This window comes from Rhodococcus sp. RDE2 (assembly GCF_020885655.1).
Taxonomy (GTDB): Bacteria; Actinomycetota; Actinomycetes; order Mycobacteriales; family Mycobacteriaceae; genus Rhodococcus; species Rhodococcus pyridinivorans.
Window position 1 is genome coordinate 4,986,416 of the sequence record NZ_AP025186.1, and the last position, 16,684, is coordinate 5,003,099.

The window sequence follows — 16,684 nt, forward strand, 5'->3', positions numbered from 1 at the left end:
GCACCCTTCATTCCTCGAGCAATGACCATCGCCGCGAATCCCTCGCGGCGGGATGGAGAACATCATGAGAGAGCACCGCTCGGCCGTTTTCTCGACCGGTCACCAGTTCCTCGAAGGTCTTCGTTGGCACCATGGCAAGCTCTGGGCCAGTGATTTCTTCAGCAAGACGGTGAAGACGTTCAACGCCGACGGTTCGTACACCGACGTCGCCGAGGTCGAAGGCTCGCCATCGGGACTGGGCTTCCTGGATGACGGTTCGGTCCTCGTCGTGTCACAGATGGATCGAACCGTCGTGCGGATCGAACCCGACGGTACACAGTCGGTGCACGCTGACTTCAGCCAGTACGCCGGTGGCATCGGCAACGACATGATCGTCACAGGCAAAGGTGATGCGTACGTCGGAAACTTCGGTTTCGCTCTCGGGGAGGAAGACCCGAAGACAACACGCTTGGTCCATGTGTCCGCAGACGGCTCCGTCAACCCCGTCGGTGGTGAAGTTCTGTTCCCGAACGGCATGGCGATCACCCCGGACAGAGTTCTTCTCACCGCCCAGACATGGCGGCACTGCATCACGGCGTTCGACATCCAGGAAGACGGAAGCTTGGCCAACGAGCGAATCTGGGCCCAGCTCGACGATTCCGTTCACCCGGATGGCATCGCACTCGACGCCGACGGCGGTGTGTGGTTCGGCAACGCGTTGACCCTCGAGTCGGACAGTGGCTTCTACCGAGTTGTCGAGGGAGGAGAGATCACCGACAGGGTTGCGATCGATGGGGCCTGGTCGGTCACCTGTGCATTCGGCGGTGACGATCTCCGCACCCTGTACATGGCGTGCAATGTGACCACGCTCGAGGAGTTTCACGACGGCAAGTCGACTTCGGTAGTCGCGACTGCGAACGTCGGTTACAAGGGCAGCCCGGCAATGTGAGTAGGACTGCCGCAGAAGTATCGGGTCCAAGGGCTGATCTCGGCCGAGTCGACCCCGGTGCTTATGCGGGATTCGGGCGCACTGCAGGTGGGATACGCGCGAGGAGGGAAATCAGGTCGGTCTGACAGGCGTACCCGAAATAGGTGTTCAGTATCGTGGAGAACCCGAGTGCATCGGGCACGTCATAGGCTGGAAGTTCGGCCTCGATCGTGGCGACACAGCGATCGTAGGTTTTCCTGATCGCCGGCGAAGAAGTGGCAACCTGAATGTGTTCACGCGCCGGTGATGTCAACAAGCCCCCATTGAAAAGGTCGATACAGATCGGCTCGGTGACTTCAGCATCAGGGTTCATAGGCACACACGTGTATATCCGACCACCGCGGGACCTCACCTCGCGCCATGCTGCGGTTTCGGCGCTGTCGACCCGATCGAGCCACTCGAGGTGACGTTCGGCGAACTCGACAAACCCTGCAGCATCGAACTCCGACTCTCGCCGAATATCCGAATTCGACTCAGCTTCTCCCGGATTGATGTTGGACGCAATTGCGCGCGGGTCCGCGGCGTCCGACCTGCTCCGCTGGGACGCCGCCGTATGGACAGGTGCGGTGTCGGAACCGGACTCAGGTTGAGAACGACAAACCGAAGGCATTACCCCGAGGTGCGGACCGGACAAGGTCATCGTGCATCTGCTCCTTCACTACGACCCCTGTCATATGATCGTGTGGACGACCTCCTGTCGTTACTGACTCAGCGCCATCTCCGGCGACGGGCCGGCGAGCTCGGATCACTTTGTGTTCGGTCTGCTTGGAATCGGCGCGAATACCTTCTCTGACTGGAGATATGAAGCCGGATTCGGGTAAGCACATCGATACGGAGCCGACGACAGCAACGTATACCTGGGCGTGGCCCCTGGATAGTGGACACTGGGTGTGTACGTCAAGCGGCCTGATCGAGGGTAGACCCATGGTCGACCTCGAAGTCAAGTGGTGATCGGTTCCGCAGTGATGAGTGCCGTCGGCGTGTGTTGTATCGAGTGATCCAGCGGAAAACCTCGGTGCGGCATTGCGCTTCGTCGATCCAGCGTTTCGCGCCCTGAAGCGTCTCCCGCTTCAACGACGCATTGAAGGACTCGGCCATCGCGTTGTCGGCGCTCGACCCGATCCGGCCCATCGAGGGTAAGTCCCGGGGAGTGGTGGGAATCGGCTGAGGCATCCGGCCGGGTTCGCAGCGTGTCGTTCCCATTCTGCGGGTGGGCCATCGCGTAGTGATCAACGAGTTACCGACCAAAGTGACTCACAGAAAGCATCTACGCGATGACCCACGACCATTCTGCACTGCTTGCCCAGCTCGACGCGCTCAAGGGCGCCGACAGCGCGAGTGTGTTCGCCGAACTGATCCGCACCGGCCTGCAGGCGCTGATCGAGGCCGAGGCCACCGACAAGCTCGGCGCCGGCCGCTACGAACGCACCGACACCCGCACCACCCATCGCAACGGGCACCGATCCAAGACCCTCTCGACGACCAGTGGTGATGTGGAGGTCAAGATCCCCAAGTTGCGGTCCGGGTCGTTCTTTCCATCCTTGCTGGAGCGGCGTCGACGGATCGACAAGGCTCTCTACGCGGTGGTGATGGAGGCCTACGTGCACGGGGTATCGACTCGCAGCGTGGACGACTTGGTCGGCGCCCTCGGAGTCGACTCCGGGATCTCGAAGTCGGAGGTGTCGCGTATCTGTGCAGGTCTGGACACCGAGATCGCCCGGTTCCGGGAGCGCACCTTGACGCACACGAGCTTTCCGTACGTGTTCCTCGACGCTACGTTCTGCAAGGTCCGGGTCGGTGCGCACGTGGTGTCCCAGGCGCTGGTGGTGGCCACCGGGGTGTCGATCGACGGCAGCCGGGAGGTGCTCGGCACCGCGGTCGGCGACAGTGAATCGTTCGAGTTCTGGCGCGAGTTCCTCACCAGCCTCAAGGCCCGGGGTCTGTCGGGGGTGCATCTGGTGATCTCCGATGCGCACAGTGGGCTCAAAGCTGCGGTGATGCAGCAGTTCGCGGGTTCGTCGTGGCAGAGGTGTCGGGTGCACTTCATGCGCAACCTCCGAGCGGCAGTGGCGGCCAAGCATGTTCCGCCGGTGATGGCTGCGGTCAAGACGATCTTCGCCCACACCGATCCGGTCGAGGTGGCGGCGCAGTGGGATCAGGTCACCGATACCTTCGCCGGGTCGTTTCCGAAGGTCGCGGCGTTGATGGAGTCGGCCAAGCATGATGTACTGGCGTTCACCGCGTTTCCGAAGGCGCATTGGCAAAAAGTCTGGTCCAACAATCCAATTGAGCGGTTGAACAAGGAAATCAAGCGTCGAGCCGATGTGGTGGAGATCTTCCCGAACCCGGCCGCGTTCCTCCGGTTGGCGACCGCGGTGGTCATCGAGCAGCACGACGAGTGGCAGGTTACCCGCCGCTACGTCTCGGACGTGAGTATGGACGAGCTCCGGGCGGTGATCGCTGCGAAGGAACAGGCCACCGAGTCGGTGCTGTCGTTGACCGGCTCGAGCGAAACAGCATAGTATTCACAGCGACTCGTTGATCGCTACGTGTACTGCAGAGCCGATCCGAAGTCCACCACTCCACGGGGCACTATCCCCATCGATTGCCGCACGCCGTGCCGGCGACATGTCGCCTGGTAGTCCGAGGAGGTGAATTGACGGCCGTGGTCGGAGTGAAAAATAGCTCCTTCCAGCGACCCTCGGGCCGCCGCCGCATTGTCGAGCGCGTTCTCCACGAGCTCGGTACGCATGTGATCTGCGATCGACCAGCCGACGAGCCGTTTGGAACACACGTCGATCACGGTCGCCAGGTAGAGGAACTCACCGGTGCTGCTGTGCGGAAGATAGGTGATGTCACCAACGAATACTCGTCCAGGCTCGTCAGCGGTGAAATCACGGTTGACCAGGTCTTCGAAGACCTGCGCCCCAGGATCTTTGATCGTCGTGTTCTTCGGTTTACGCAGGTGCACACCGACGATGTTGTTCTGTCGCATCAACCTGGCTACCCGCTTGTGATTGACCGTGCCCGGCACCGCGTCATCATCGGCCAGTTCGGCGGTCATCCGCCGGTAACCGAGGGTGTGGTCCCATTCCTGGTGGTGGGCACGTATTCGGTCGACAAGCGCCGCATCGGCCTGCTGGCGGGCACGCCGAGCCGCCTTTCCGGCTCGCCACTTGTAGTAGCTCGACCGGTGGATGCCGAGCACCGTGCACATCCGCTTCACCTCATGGGTGTCCCGGTGGTCGTCAACGAACCGGAAGCGGATCACCAGTTCGTCTCTGCCGCGAAATATTTCGTGGCCTTGCGCAGGATGTCTCGTTCCTCGCTGAGCTTGTCGTTCTCCGCGACCAAAGCCTGGTTGCGGGCCCGAATCTGCTCGATCTCGGCCTGCATCCGCGCACACTGCTCCTCGGGTGTCTCCGAGGCATCCACGCTCTTCTCGGGCGCAGACCGCGCCATCGCGGCCTTCTTACGCGCCAAATGCACCCACGTCTTCAACGACCCCCGAGCGACTCCCAGATCCGCGGCCAACGACGAGTACGACACTTCCGGGCGACTCTCGTAGAGTCGCACGGCGTCGGCCTTGAACTCGTCAGAGTATTTCTTCTTCGTCATGGTGATGTCCTGCATTCTCCGGCCCAGTATGGGCCAGTGTCAGCGTGTTCACCACCCAGGGGCTACCCCCCCTCGATGGGTATCGGTAGGACGACTGAGGTTTTCTCACCAGGCCGGTGCTTGCAGGTGAAGAAGAACGAGAGCCGCAGCAGCGATCGAGCCGATCCTCCACGGACATAGACTGATTCGCTGCAGCGCCTTCCACCGGGTCTTCAGCAGCGCGTTCGCGCGTTCGGCCGGAGCACGCATCGCAGACAGCAGCGTGTTGCGGCAACGAGTGCCGATATCGAGATCACGGCCTTTCGTCGGGACGTGGACGCCGATCCCGGCACCGGTGTACCCCTTGTCGGCGAGGGTGGGCATCCCGCCGGCGGCAGCGTGGTAGAGGGCGCCGAGGATCCCGCCCCGACGAGCAGCGGTGAGGTCGTGCACCGAACCGGGGGCAACCTCGGACACCCAGATCGGGTAGCCGGTCGGATCGGTCAGGACCTGGACGTTGCCGCCATGGCGGCGATGTTTACCCGAGTACCACACGTCGTGCCCGGACTCGGAACGCTCCCGGCAGCGAGTCGAGGCGATGAGGGTGCCGTCGAGGCAGACATGCTCCCAGCCGGACTCGATCCCACGTTCGAGCACGTCGTGCAGGTCCGGGGCGTGCGCAGCGATCACGTCGATACCTTCGTGGAGATACCGGTAGGCGGTGGCCTGCGAGATGCGGGCATCGCGCGCCAGGGTGGCGACGTCGGTGCCGTCGCGGAACCACCGCAGCACCATCAGAGCCTGGACGTAGACGGTCGCGGCCCGCTGCCACGGCCGGCGATCGGTCCTGCGGCGGTGGGCAGCGAGGATACGGGCGACGAAGGTCAGGGTGTGCTCGGGCACGTCGAGCGTGGCACGATAGGTAATCACGTGGGGTCCTGCTCCGGGTTGCTTCTTGCTCGAAACAATCCCTACCAGGCAGGACCCCACGTCCTCTTTTCACGCCACACCGTTCGGATGTCTTTGCTGTCGTCGGTGACTCTCTGGTGAGAAAACCTCACTCTGACCGGCGTCAGCGATTCAGGTCGTGGATGGGCCAGTACGAACACCACAGCGCGCACTGCGGCGATCCGTCGCTACGTCGACATGCTGCAAACAGCTCGCCGGCGAAGGGGTGTTCTATCGAGGACGGAGAACCCTGCTTCGATCATCGCCTTTGATCACCGAAGCAGGGTCCCGGCAGCCCGAGTGCAGGCAGCAGGTGGGATCTGCCCGTGCCCAGTGGCGGAGGCACGCCGCCTTGCCCATGCCGCATACGCACCATCGGCCGACACGTGGCTTTCGGTGGATACTCATGAGACGAACCGTCAACAGGTAGCTCGCTGTTTCTGGACCGCATGACTGTCGACGGAAGATACCTGCTCAATCAATATATGTAACAGTACTGTTCACTACTGCGCGACATTGCCACCCCATCATTTCTGGATGCTCGTTCAGTGGCCTCGGAGCGTGGAGCACAGTTCCTGCGCGAGTCTCGACCATATACTCGGTGGCCAAGGCCTCGCCGTGCACCATCCGCGCACATCTACTGAACACGTCCAGTTTCCGTTGGCCAGAGCCTCCCGGATCTCCCGCCCAGGTATCCCGAAGGCTTCGAGGACCCGGCGATCGCTGGGCGCGACATTCTGAAGGGCGGTGGGGGCATAGAAACCGAGTGTGAGGGCGCGGGAACAGTCGTGGCTGACTTCCGGCGTAGCGTCCACGTCAAGGATAGAGAGATCCGTTCCAAGAGTGCCGTGTCACACCGGTTTCCGTTGACACGTCGGTTGTGTGAATCGACAGTCTCACCCTGCGCTGATTGTCTCTCGAACCCGTGGATTTGGTTGGACCCGATCAAGCGAGCACTCGATCGGCCGGCTGCATCTCCGTCTGCGCGTTCACTCCACCATGTATCGACGGGCGCCTCAGGACGTCACGTGACGCAATTCCTGGCCCCACATACGATCCGCGCCTTCGTCGAATGCACACACTGTGCGTCCCATCGTCTGGTCCACTGCAAAAATGCTGCATGCTGTGACCAACAGAAGCTAGGCATGCCGCTTCGTTGTCAGATTCCCACGAGGGGTCCGATGACGGGCTTCCACTGGTAGATGGTCTGGTCGACGACAACACCCTGCGTGACATAGGGGTCCTTGGCGAGCAGGGCCTGCAGGTCGTCTTCGCTGTCCGCCTTGAACACGAGCAGGGCGCCGGCTCCGTCGGCCCAGGCGCCCGCTTCCTGTAGCACGCCTTTGGCGGCCGCGTCCTTGACGAAGACCAGGTGGTCGGCATGGGCGGCCTCTTTGACGGATGCGTCAGTGGTGTACGACCAGATAACAGCGAACAGGGCCATGGTCACTCCTCGGGGGATACGGTCATGAAACGACGCGCGTACTCCTCATGGAATACGTACTCGAGAACGGTAGGGCGTCGGATGCCGCAGCGAGTGTCCTATTTTGCAACATCGTCCGTGCACGACGACGAGGTACAAACGGCATCATTGCTGTCCCGAACAGAGGTGGGAAGACGTCCGCTCGGCGTGAGGAAGAGGGTGTCCCCGCAGACTCAGCGGCGAGGATGTCTCGTTATGCGACAGAGTGTTTCAGGGGTCAGGAACCGAATGTTTCGTTTTCCAGGCCCAGCGCGCGGATCTTGCGGTAGAGGGTCGAGCGTGCCACACCGAGCCGGTGGGCGGCGAGGGATTTGTTGCCGTCGGACTCGTCGAGGGCGCGGACGATCGCTTCGCGTTCGGTGCGTTCGAGCGAGGTCAACCGGCGACCGGCGCCGAGGGTGCGGTAGTCGGCGGGCAGATGTTCGAGTTTGATGTCGAATCCCATCGACCGCGCCGCCGCGGTACTGAGCACCGAGGCGAGTTCGCGCAGATTGCCGGGCCAGTGATGGTCGATCAACGCCCGATGCGCGGCCGGTTGCAGTTGCGGGGTCGGACGGTCGGGGAGTTCGGCGGCGAGCAACTCCCGCGCGAGATCGGTGAGATCTTCGATGCGCTGGCGCAGCGGCGGGATGCACACACTGCGCCGCACATGGGTCTGCACCTGATGCCGCAGATCGTCGGGGGTGCTCGAGGTGGCGGTGGCGATCACCGGTGCACCCAGCTCGACGGCAGCGTCGAGCAACCGCCGGGTAGAAGCCACAGCGTCGTCGGGGACCTCGTCGAGGTGCTCGATGATGCACGCGAAACTGCCGGACAGACGCGCCCGCAACTCGGCCACCGCCGAGGGGGTCAACGTCGACGCATCGACGCTCGGGACCGGGTCGTGCCGGCCCCAGCGGTGCTGGATCTGCCGCGCCAGATGGGTTTTGCCGACACCGGACTCACCGACGATCAACACCGGCGCGACGGTCGCGGTGATCTCGTCGACCCGGTCCTGGAGTCGGTGCGCGGCCAGGCTGCGGCCGGCGATACGCGTCGCCGGCGCCGCACCGGCGGGCGCGGCGGGGGCCAGGCGGGCGCGCGGTCGCGGCGGAGCCGGGGAGGCCAGCGGGCGCAGTTCGAGGATCGCGCTGAGCGGATCGGTGGACTCACCGACCCGGCGGGCATGGACCCGCACGTCGATCCCGTCGGCGAAACGCAGCGGTCCTTCCCATTCGTCCTTGGCGGCCAGATGGGTGCTGATCCAGTCCCAGATCATCATCTGATCGGTCGAGTCCATCAACCGTGACACCGTCGGGGTCGCGATCACCGTGTCCCGGCTCATCGCCACCACCGCGGCGTGGCCGCGGCGTTTGCTGCGCATGTATTCGCGCAGCAGGTTCTGCTCGCTGCGGGCGGACAGGGCGAACAATCGCTCTTCGATATCGCGTACCGCCGAGAGCACCAGCGGTGCCATCAGCTCGTTGACATCGTCGACCTGGCAGGTGATGTCGACGATGCCGGTCACCGCGCGTGAGACCGGATCGACGATCGGGGAGCCGACACAGGCCAGCGGATGCAACGCCTCGAGCAGGTGCTCTTCCCCGCGGACCCGGAACGCTTTGCGTTCTTCGAGGGCGGTGCCGATCCCGTTGGTTCCGGCGCATTCCTCGGCGAAGATGAACCCCGGGGCGACCTGGGCACGGTCGAGACGGCCGAGCAGTGACCGCTGCCCGGCCCGCCGGTCGACGATGGTCGCATCCTGCGAGGCGAGCAGGATCGTCACCGGCGCATCGGCGAGTTGATCGGCCAACCGATCCAGGACCGGCCGCGCCGCACGCACAAGCTTCGAGTCTGTGGGGGTATCGATGTAGCGCAGACGAGAACCGTCCGAAGCCGCCCCGATGGCACGGCAGCGGCGCCAGGACTGCTCGATCTCCGGCCGCACTCGTGGCGAAGCATTGTCATACCTGTCGGAGTCATACCTATCGGAATTGCGATCGTCTACGTGCATGCGAAGCCGCTCGGTCACGTCGTCACCACCTCCAACACCTCACGGTCAGTACGAACATTATGTAATAGAGGTCACATGAGCCATGGGTGTCCCAGAACGCTACACCGCAGACTTCTGAGCCCACATCCGGCGTATGCGCACCTTGTCCAATTTGCCTACTGACGTCTTGGGGACCTCGTCTACCCGCACGAACGTGTCGGGGTGCCAGAACTTCGGCAGGGTGACCGCCAAGTGGGCCCGAAGCTGATCATCGGAGACCTCCGCCGTTGTCCGAACCCACGCCACGGGGCGCTCTTGCCAGGTTTCGTGCGGTACCGCGATGACAGCGGCTTCCACCACCGCCGGATGCAGGAGCAGCTGGTTCTCGACCTCGACGGAAGAGATCCATTCTCCTCCGCTCTTGATGAGGTCTTTGACCCGGTCGCGGATCTCCAGCCGGCCGTCCGGGTGGATCACCGCGACGTCGCCGCTGCGCAGCCAGCCGGCGTCGAACGCCTCGGCGGCGCGGTCGTCGTCGAGGTACGTCCCGGTCACCCATGGCGAACGAACCTCCAGCTCGCCGGTGGTGAAGCCATTCCACGGCAGCTTCCGACCCTCTTCGTCGACGACACGCACCTGGAACAACGGCAAGGGTCTGCCTTGGCAATCGGCCGAGTTGCTGAAAGTTCCCATAGGGGAGGTTTCGGTCATCCCCCACCCGTTGACGGTCGCCACTCCCCGCTCCGCCCACCACCTCACCAGCACTGGTGGCAGCACCTGCCCGCCCAACCACATGGTCTGCACACTTCCGAGGTCGTAACGCTCGGGATCGGCATCGAACTGTGCACGCATGAGCGCCGCCACGGCCGGGGCGCCGACGAAGACATCGGGTGTCTGATCTGTGATGATGCGCAGCAACTCCGCGGGCGAGGGGTGCGGCCCGGGGAGGACGAGACGTGCGCCCTGCAGCACCCCCGCGTACGGAACACCCCAACTGTGTACGTGGGACATCTGCGTGGCAAGGAGGTACGAGTGCCGACCGTCGATCGCGACGCCCCCGGAAGCACTGATCGCCATCGCGTGCAGCACCGTACTTCGATGGCTGTACACGACCCCCTTGGGCAGCCCGGTGGTACCCGAGGTGAAACAAATCGACGATGCGGTCGTCTCGTCGAACTCCGGGAATTCCTCGATCGGCACGGCATCGAGCAACAATCCGTCGAACGACCACCAGGTCACCTCTGCAGATACCGAACACTCGGCCTGCTCGAGATCACCGATGACCACCACATGCCGGATCCGCGGGAGGCGCGGGAGAATCTCGAAGAGAACGGACAACAGATCAGCGTCGATCAGCACAACCTCGTCCTCGGCCTTGTCCATTGTGTAGGCGATGTGCTCGGGTGACATCCGATGGTTGACCGTGTGCAGCACTGCCCCGCACGCAGGAACTGCGTAGTAGGCGACAAGATGCTCGAAGGTGTTCCAGGCCAACGTGGCAACCCTGGTTCCGAACCCGATGCCCAAGTTCTCGAAGGAGCCAGCAAACCGGCGTGCGGTCGCGCCGAGGTCACGGTAGGTGAACTCTCGGTCTCCGCGGGTTGCGTCGCACGAGACTCCGACCCGGTCGGCGAAGACGTTCTCAGCACGCCACAGCAGCGAGCTGATCAGCAGTGGACGATCCATCATCGTGGTGAGCATGGCGCATTCCTCCGGATCAGGTGAGCGAGGGTACGACCAGCCTGCACACCAACCCTGGCACCGAACCGTCCGAATTTGCGACAGCGCCCGATGAACTCGTCCGCACTGTTGCGTTGTGGGACACCTCGACCGCCGTGAGGATCCCGAGACTGGAGCCACCTCACCCGCATAGGCGCCCGGCCGACACCGGCCGAGCCCAGCGGGCAACGAGCGCCGGAAGAAAGGTACTCCCATGACAAGTCGTCCAATGACGGAAGTCGCAACAGGATTCACCTACACCGAGGGACCTCGGTGGCACGAGGGCCGACTGTGGTTCGTGGATTTCTACACCCACTCGGTCAATGCCGTGAACGCCGACGGATCCATCGAACAGGTCTGCACCGTCGAACACCAGCCGTCCGGACTCGGATGGCTTCCCGACGGGCGCATGCTCGTCGTCTCGATGAAGGACCGCAAAGTCCTGCGCCGCGAACCCGACGGCTCACTCGTCGAGCACGCCGACATCTCCGAACACTGCCACGGTCACGCCAACGACATGGTGGTCGCCGCGAACGGGCAGGCATACGTCGGCGAGTTCGGATTCGATCTCATGGGAGGAGCCGACCACGAGCACGGCGTTGTCGTCCTCGTCGACACCGACGGCACTTCCCGAGTCGCAGCCGAAGGATTGTCCTTCCCGAACGGTATGTGCATCTCCCCGGACGGAAGAACGCTGTACGTCAACGAACTGTTCGGCAACCGCGTCTCCCGATTCGATATCGAACCGGACGGCACACTCGGCCCCCGTCGGGACTTCGCCTCGTTCGGCGATCTCGGCGACGAGCCGAGCGTGGAGAAGCGGCTTGCAGCGTGCACGATTGCACCTGATGGTCAGGCCCTCGACGCTGAAGGTGCCATCTGGATTGCCGACTGCGTCAACCAACGTGCCGTACGCCTGGCCGAAGGCGGAACCATCCTGAACGAGGTGAGTACGGCTCCGCTGGGAGTGTTCGCGGTCGCGCTGGGTGGCGATGACGGTCGCACACTATTTCTCTCGGTCGCACCGGATTTCGACGAAGCCAAGCGCAGCGCTGCGCGTGAAGCCAAGGTCCTCTCGACGAGAGTCGACGTTCCGCACGCAGGGAGGCCGTGATCGTGCTGCGCACACGTTTCACCGACACTTTCGGGATCGAGCACCCGGTGGTGTGCGGTGGCATGACCGGGGTCGGCACCGCGGAGCTGATCTCCGCGGTGGCCAATGCCGGGGGTTTGGGTTTTCTCACCGCGCTGACGCAACCCACCCCCGAAGCTCTCGTCGCTGAGATCGCCCGGTGCCGGGAAATGACCGATAAGCCGTTCGGTGTCAATCTCACCCTGCTGCCCACCGTCACTCCCGTGCCGTACGACGACTACCGGGCCGCGATCATCGACAGCGGTATCACCATCGTGGAAACCGCCGGCAGCAACCCCCAAGAACATGTGGCGGCGTTCAAAGCCGCCGGGATCAAGGTCATCCACAAAGCGGTAGCGGTCCGGCACGCGATCAAAGCACAGTCCATGGGTGTCGACGCCGTCAGTATCGACGGGTTCGAGTGCGCCGGCCATCCCGGCAACGAGGACATCCCCGGCCTGATCCTCATCCCCGCCGCAGCGCGCGTGCTCGACATCCCGATCATCGCCAGTGGCGGATTCGCCACCGGCGACGGATTGGCCGCAGCACTGGCCCTCGGCGCATCCGCAATCAACATGGGCACCCGGTTCGTGGCCAGCGACGAAGCTCCGGTGCATCCGAACGTCAAGGCCCAGATCGTTGCCAACGACGAACGCCAGACCATCCTCGTGTTCCGAGAGTTCCGTAATACCGCACGTGTGGCCCGCAACTCCATCTCCGAGACGATCGCAGCCCTCTCCGCCCGCCCTGACGCCACGTTCTCCGACGTCGCACACCTCGCCTCCGGGGTACGCGGCCGAACGGAAGTGCTGGAGAAGGGGAACATGGAAGACGGCATGTGGTGGGCAGGTCAATCCCAAGGTCTCATCGATGCCGTGCTTCCCTGCAAGACGATCATCTCGGACATCGTGAGCGATGCCGAAGCCGCCATCCGCAGGATTGCCGCCGACCTCGCCTGACAGGCAGACGGGAGAAGTCATGGAATACACCACCCTTCGCCACGAAGTCGAGGACGGCATCCTCACCGTGGTCCTCAACCGCCCCGACCGTCTCAATGCGTTCACCGTCGAGATGGCCGACGAACTCGAGCACACCTTCGTGTCGGTGAACGACGACGACACGGTCCGGGCCGTGATCGTCACCGGAGCAGGGCGCGCTTTCTGCGCCGGCATGGACCTGTCGAGTGAAGGGAATGTGTTCGGGCTCGACGAGTCAAAACGCCCCACTCTTGCCGACATGAAGAATCTCGACGACCCCGAATTGCGCCGGATCCGCGACACAGGCGGCCGCGTCACCCTCGCAATCCATGCCTGCCGTAAACCGGTGATCGCCGCAATCAACGGCGCGGCCGTCGGAATCGGTGCAACCATGACGCTGGCGATGGACGCGCGCCTGATGTCGACCCGAGCGCGGTTCGGCCTGGTGTTCGGCAAACTCGGAATAGTGCCCGAAGCGTGCTCGACATGGTTCCTTCCTCGGCTCGTCGGCATGCCCACTGCGCTGAATCTGGTCTATAGGGCAGAGATCCTCAACGCCGAGGTCGCATACATCGACGGGTTGGCGCAGGCGGTCCATGAACCCGAGATGTTGCTCAGCGAAGCGCGCGCGTTGGCGAATGCCTGGACCCGCGACCGCTCACCGGTCTCGGTGGCCCTGATGCGCCAGATGCTGCTGCGAAACGCGGCCGCTGCTCACCCCGCAGATGCCCACCGCGTCGATTCGCTGGCCATGTTCTACACCAGCATCGGCGACGGCGCCGAGGGAGTGCAGGCATTCCGCGACAAACGCCCACCCGAGTTCCACGACAAGGCCTCAGCCATGCCGCCGTTCTACGAAGAGTGGATCGAGACAACGACGCCGTGAACACCTACTGCATCCCCGCTCCAATCAACCGAACAAAGAAAGTCTCATGAAGCCCACTGTCCTTATGCATGAACTCCGCCAGGAAATCGGACTACCGCTCGGCGACGGCATCCCCGCTGATTCGTCCACATCTCTGATGGTCTCAGCCGATGCTCTGAGCGCGTGGGGCGCAGAGACCGAAGCGGCCGCAACACGCGAGTTGGCAGCGATGCTCCATCAGTGTCGCTGAATACCGAGCCTTCCAATTCACCACCTCAGTTCGTGATGATCGGTTCGTGCAGGGCATCGAACTCTCAACGGATCAGGACTGGAGAAGCCCCGCGCCCGGTTGGAGCCACCTTCCCGACCACGGGGAAGGTGACCCGCCGCACTTCGCACGGAATGCGCCCGTGTGCGAGTGTTCGACGTCCCCTACCCGAAACGCGTACTTACATCGGGGCTACTGTCCGTCGGCCGAGGAATCCGTTGAGCCCTTTCCTCACGCTCGCGGTGGGAATGGCGGTTGCGAACCATGCGGCCTCGACAGCGAGTCCTTCGTCGATGGGCACGTTGAGGCCGCGTGCGACTGAGGCTGCCCCCTGGGAGTGGACACCCTGACAGTGGTTCGTAGAAGAACCAGGAGGGATGTTCACATGGGACGTCAGTCTCAGTACACGGAGGAGTTCCGCCGGGACGCCATCGCGTTGTATCGCGCCGGCGGCGGCACCCGCACCTACGCCGCGGTGGCCTCGGACCGGGGCATCAGCGGCGAGACCTTACGGACCTGGGTCCGCAAGGACAACGCCTCGGACCGGGGCTCAGCGGCCGCATCGGGCGGCGGCAGTGAGACTGCGGCGGACGAGTTGGCGCCTGCGGGCAGAGAACGCCCGGCTGCGCAGCTCGGAGAAGGAATGGCAGCTCGAACGTGAGATTCTGCGCCGGGCAGCTGCCTATTTCGCGCAGGAGATCTGGCGACGGTGATCGACATCTGTTCGCGTCGAGTGGTGGGGTGGTCGATCGCCGACCACATGCGCACCGCATTGGGGGCAGTCCCCAATGCGCGTTCGAAAGCGTCGTGTCCCGAGCTCAACAAGGGCGCGAGGCACCCTCATCGGCTCCTATGAGGGTGGGCAACGCGACGTACCGCTCAACATCGGAACCGAGACCAGCCCGCCTCCCTCTACAGCCGGCACGCCACTCGTCATCGGCAGTCTCCCCGCGTTCAGCAGGCGTGTCGGTGATGGCCATGTCTCGCAACCGGATCAGATAACGACATAGCCGAGTTCGTGCGCCGCGGTATCAACGGCATCAGCAAGACCAGGATGCGACAAGGGAAGCGACAGCACAGGACGCTGCGGAAACGCATCGGCAGCACGTTCGACGACCACCACGGACGTGCTGCCGGCAAACCGGCCGCGATAGATGACCCCGTCGAGTCCGGTGTGAGCGCGATGGATCGTGCGGGCCCAATGCTGCGAAAGACGGTGCGGCGCGGAATCGAGAGCCTGGCTGCCTCCCACCCGAGTGGCCCATGCACCTCCACCGATACCGGACACGTCGAGCAACCGCAGAACGCGGGTGAAGCGCACACCGGTCAGATAAGGGTCACCGCGATGGCGATCGATCACCCGCACCGATTGAAACGCTTCCGCCAATGCACCTCGGGGGCTGGACGCGCCGTACCACACGCCGTAGCCGGGATGATCCCCACGCGGGAGCGGATGCTGATCGAACCGCAGAATCGGCCCGAACTCACGCAACGCATTCCACGGGAGAACATGTGAACCGGTCGTACGGTGCACGCGCCACACGATCTCGCTCGGCTGCCACGCGAGTACTTCCTTCGGCAGCAGACCTGCCGCACGAAGATGCGCGATGGAGGGCGGTGGCGGAAGCATTGCCCCCATCTACGCCGATTCCCACTCGACGGCGGCAAGCACGCCGACCACAATCTCGATCTCTTCGGGTGTGCCTGCGCTGCCGGTCAACCACGCGATAATCGAGACCGGCCGGCCATCGACGACCAATGACGACTGCGGCTGCGTGAGCAATGTCTGCACCGTCAGCGGGTGCAGGTCCTTCGGGATGTGGGGCATGACTTTGTCGAGGTAGGGCACGGCCCCGCTGTCGGTGAACTGCGCCGGAGGCAACAAGCGGTTACGACCGGAGTCGAATACCCACAGGGTGCCGTCGGCGATTCGTTGCCTGATGCGAGCCGGCGTGACGCCGAGGCGGACTGCAGCGTCTGCAATGGACAACGAGGTCGCGACGAGGTTGGCCATCCGAATATCGCGATCGACTCGCGCAGCCGTGGCAGCGGCGAGACTCGCGGTGAATCCGGCATCGGTAAGCACGCGTGCGTCGTGCTCGGACAGTGCGGGCCCGGCGGGGTTCGCCGTATGGAGGCTCTTGAGGATCTGCACGAGTTGATCACGGCCGATGTCGACTCCGGTCACTTCCCGCAAGGCATCTTCGAAATTGAGGTCGCCTCGCAGATAGCGACTCTCCGTCGTTGCTTCACTCACCACGACTTCCTGATTTGCGATCATTTATGCTCGCAAATACATGCTAGCGAACTCGGCCGGGCAGCTACGCCCTGACGAATCCTGTCGATGTAGCACCATCCCGGCAGCCACAAGGACTCTGCACAACGCGTCCCAGCAACCACGGGCCCCCTCCAGCGAGAAACCACGACACCCCGGACCGGGGACGGCGTCGCCAACACCTTCTCGTAGTCGGCCAGCGAAGATCGATCCCTACCTCGATAGGGCTGTCGACCAGGGTGATCGCCTCCGCAATGATCCCCCTCGCCGACTCGAGCAGACGGTCGATCAGCCCATAGTGATGCACAGCGTTCGCTCCTCGAGTCGCCGTGCCCCGGAATCGAAGAACTCCGGGGCACAGGGCGGGCAGCTTCGAGGGGTGAGCGGCCTGCCAGGACTCGACCACTCCAGAAACGGAGTTGAATATTCGTCACCGCAGCCCGGTCGAAGGTGTCGCCTGCCATGAGAATGGGACCACTTT

Annotated in this window: 14 protein-coding genes and 2 pseudogenes; 6 read left to right on the forward strand and 10 right to left on the reverse strand. The window is 63.6% G+C overall.

Going from position 1 to position 16,684, the window contains the following annotated elements; translation table 11 throughout:
* Positions 1-52: 52 nt before the first annotated feature.
* Positions 53-928 (forward strand): SMP-30/gluconolactonase/LRE family protein, encoded by an 876-nt coding sequence (locus LPH33_RS23165; RefSeq protein ID WP_229566256.1) that lies wholly within the window; start codon positions 53-55, stop codon positions 926-928.
* 61 nt (positions 929-989) lie between these two features.
* Here the strand turns inward: LPH33_RS23165 and LPH33_RS23170 are convergent, their stop codons facing one another.
* Both LPH33_RS23170 and LPH33_RS23175 read right to left on the reverse strand, forming a co-directional pair.
* Complete coding sequence (locus tag LPH33_RS23170) at positions 990-1,607, reverse strand: hypothetical protein (protein ID WP_153008489.1); 618 nt, start codon at positions 1,605-1,607, stop codon at positions 990-992.
* Between the two features lie 257 nt (positions 1,608-1,864).
* Positions 1,865-2,101: pseudogene (locus LPH33_RS23175) on the reverse strand (integrase core domain-containing protein); the annotation flags it as partial.
* Positions 2,102-2,241: 140 nt separating this feature from the next.
* Between LPH33_RS23175 and LPH33_RS23180 the strand changes: the two are divergent.
* Positions 2,242-3,489, forward strand: coding sequence for an IS256 family transposase (locus tag LPH33_RS23180; protein WP_016695584.1), 1,248 nt, complete (start codon positions 2,242-2,244; stop codon positions 3,487-3,489).
* A gap of 23 nt (positions 3,490-3,512) precedes the next feature.
* Here LPH33_RS23180 and LPH33_RS23185 read toward each other — a convergent pair whose 3' ends face one another.
* From LPH33_RS23185 to LPH33_RS23210, 6 genes are all read right to left on the reverse strand, one after another.
* Entirely contained in the window at positions 3,513-4,238 is a 726-nt protein-coding gene (locus LPH33_RS23185; protein WP_229566257.1) for an IS3 family transposase, read from the reverse strand.
* Positions 4,235-4,585: a transposase gene (locus tag LPH33_RS23190; protein ID WP_060655111.1), complete on the reverse strand. Its 351-nt coding sequence runs from the start codon at positions 4,583-4,585 to the stop codon at positions 4,235-4,237. The genes LPH33_RS23185 and LPH33_RS23190 overlap by 4 nt, the downstream gene beginning before the upstream one ends.
* A gap of 105 nt (positions 4,586-4,690) precedes the next feature.
* Positions 4,691-5,494 (reverse strand): IS5 family transposase, encoded by an 804-nt coding sequence (locus tag LPH33_RS23195; RefSeq protein WP_145690968.1) that lies wholly within the window; start codon positions 5,492-5,494, stop codon positions 4,691-4,693.
* Between the two features lie 1,177 nt (positions 5,495-6,671).
* On the reverse strand, positions 6,672-6,956 hold the full coding sequence (locus LPH33_RS23200; protein WP_006550534.1) for a YciI family protein: 285 nt from the start codon (positions 6,954-6,956) through the stop codon (positions 6,672-6,674).
* A 256-nt stretch (positions 6,957-7,212) separates the two neighbouring features.
* The gene (locus LPH33_RS23205) at positions 7,213-8,817 is read right to left on the reverse strand and encodes a sigma-54-dependent Fis family transcriptional regulator (protein WP_229566259.1); all 1,605 of its coding nucleotides are present in this window, start codon (positions 8,815-8,817) and stop codon (positions 7,213-7,215) included.
* A gap of 270 nt (positions 8,818-9,087) precedes the next feature.
* Positions 9,088-10,668 (reverse strand): long-chain-fatty-acid--CoA ligase, encoded by a 1,581-nt coding sequence (locus tag LPH33_RS23210; RefSeq protein WP_060652726.1) that lies wholly within the window; start codon positions 10,666-10,668, stop codon positions 9,088-9,090.
* A 232-nt stretch (positions 10,669-10,900) separates the two neighbouring features.
* Between LPH33_RS23210 and LPH33_RS23215 the strand changes: the two genes are divergently transcribed.
* From LPH33_RS23215 to LPH33_RS23230, 4 genes and pseudogenes are all read left to right on the forward strand, one after another.
* Positions 10,901-11,800, forward strand: a complete 900-nt coding sequence (locus LPH33_RS23215) for an SMP-30/gluconolactonase/LRE family protein (RefSeq protein ID WP_060652725.1) — start codon at positions 10,901-10,903, stop codon at positions 11,798-11,800.
* Positions 11,801-11,802: 2 nt separating this feature from the next.
* Positions 11,803-12,777: an NAD(P)H-dependent flavin oxidoreductase gene (locus LPH33_RS23220; RefSeq protein ID WP_170318582.1), complete on the forward strand. Its 975-nt coding sequence runs from the start codon at positions 11,803-11,805 to the stop codon at positions 12,775-12,777.
* 19 nt (positions 12,778-12,796) lie between these two features.
* Positions 12,797-13,681, forward strand: coding sequence for a crotonase/enoyl-CoA hydratase family protein (locus LPH33_RS23225; protein WP_060652724.1), 885 nt, complete (start codon positions 12,797-12,799; stop codon positions 13,679-13,681).
* 632 nt (positions 13,682-14,313) lie between these two features.
* Positions 14,314-14,586 (forward strand): annotated as a pseudogene (locus tag LPH33_RS23230) (transposase); the annotation flags it as partial.
* Between the two features lie 336 nt (positions 14,587-14,922).
* Here the strand turns inward: LPH33_RS23230 and LPH33_RS23235 are convergent.
* Positions 14,923-15,567: an RES family NAD+ phosphorylase gene (locus LPH33_RS23235; protein ID WP_229566261.1), complete on the reverse strand. Its 645-nt coding sequence runs from the start codon at positions 15,565-15,567 to the stop codon at positions 14,923-14,925.
* On the reverse strand, positions 15,568-16,209 hold the full coding sequence (locus LPH33_RS23240; RefSeq protein WP_060652722.1) for a hypothetical protein: 642 nt from the start codon (positions 16,207-16,209) through the stop codon (positions 15,568-15,570). It abuts the gene before it with no gap.
* Between the last annotated feature and the right edge of the window lie 475 nt (positions 16,210-16,684).

Excerpts from the sequence above, each read along its gene's own strand:
- LPH33_RS23165 (WP_229566256.1), top strand. The coding sequence starts at position 53 with ATGGAGAACATCATGAGAGAGCACCGCTCGGCCGTTTTCTCGACCGGT.
- LPH33_RS23170 (WP_153008489.1), bottom strand. The coding sequence starts at position 1,607 with ATGACCTTGTCCGGTCCGCACCTCGGGGTAATGCCTTCGGTTTGTCGT.
- LPH33_RS23180 (WP_016695584.1), top strand. The coding sequence starts at position 2,242 with ATGACCCACGACCATTCTGCACTGCTTGCCCAGCTCGACGCGCTCAAG.
- LPH33_RS23190 (WP_060655111.1), bottom strand. The coding sequence starts at position 4,585 with ATGACGAAGAAGAAATACTCTGACGAGTTCAAGGCCGACGCCGTGCGA.
- LPH33_RS23200 (WP_006550534.1), bottom strand. The coding sequence starts at position 6,956 with ATGGCCCTGTTCGCTGTTATCTGGTCGTACACCACTGACGCATCCGTC.
- LPH33_RS23210 (WP_060652726.1), bottom strand. The coding sequence starts at position 10,668 with ATGCTCACCACGATGATGGATCGTCCACTGCTGATCAGCTCGCTGCTG.
- LPH33_RS23215 (WP_060652725.1), top strand. The coding sequence starts at position 10,901 with ATGACAAGTCGTCCAATGACGGAAGTCGCAACAGGATTCACCTACACC.
- LPH33_RS23225 (WP_060652724.1), top strand. The coding sequence starts at position 12,797 with ATGGAATACACCACCCTTCGCCACGAAGTCGAGGACGGCATCCTCACC.
- LPH33_RS23235 (WP_229566261.1), bottom strand. The coding sequence starts at position 15,567 with ATGGGGGCAATGCTTCCGCCACCGCCCTCCATCGCGCATCTTCGTGCG.
- LPH33_RS23240 (WP_060652722.1), bottom strand. The coding sequence starts at position 16,209 with ATGATCGCAAATCAGGAAGTCGTGGTGAGTGAAGCAACGACGGAGAGT.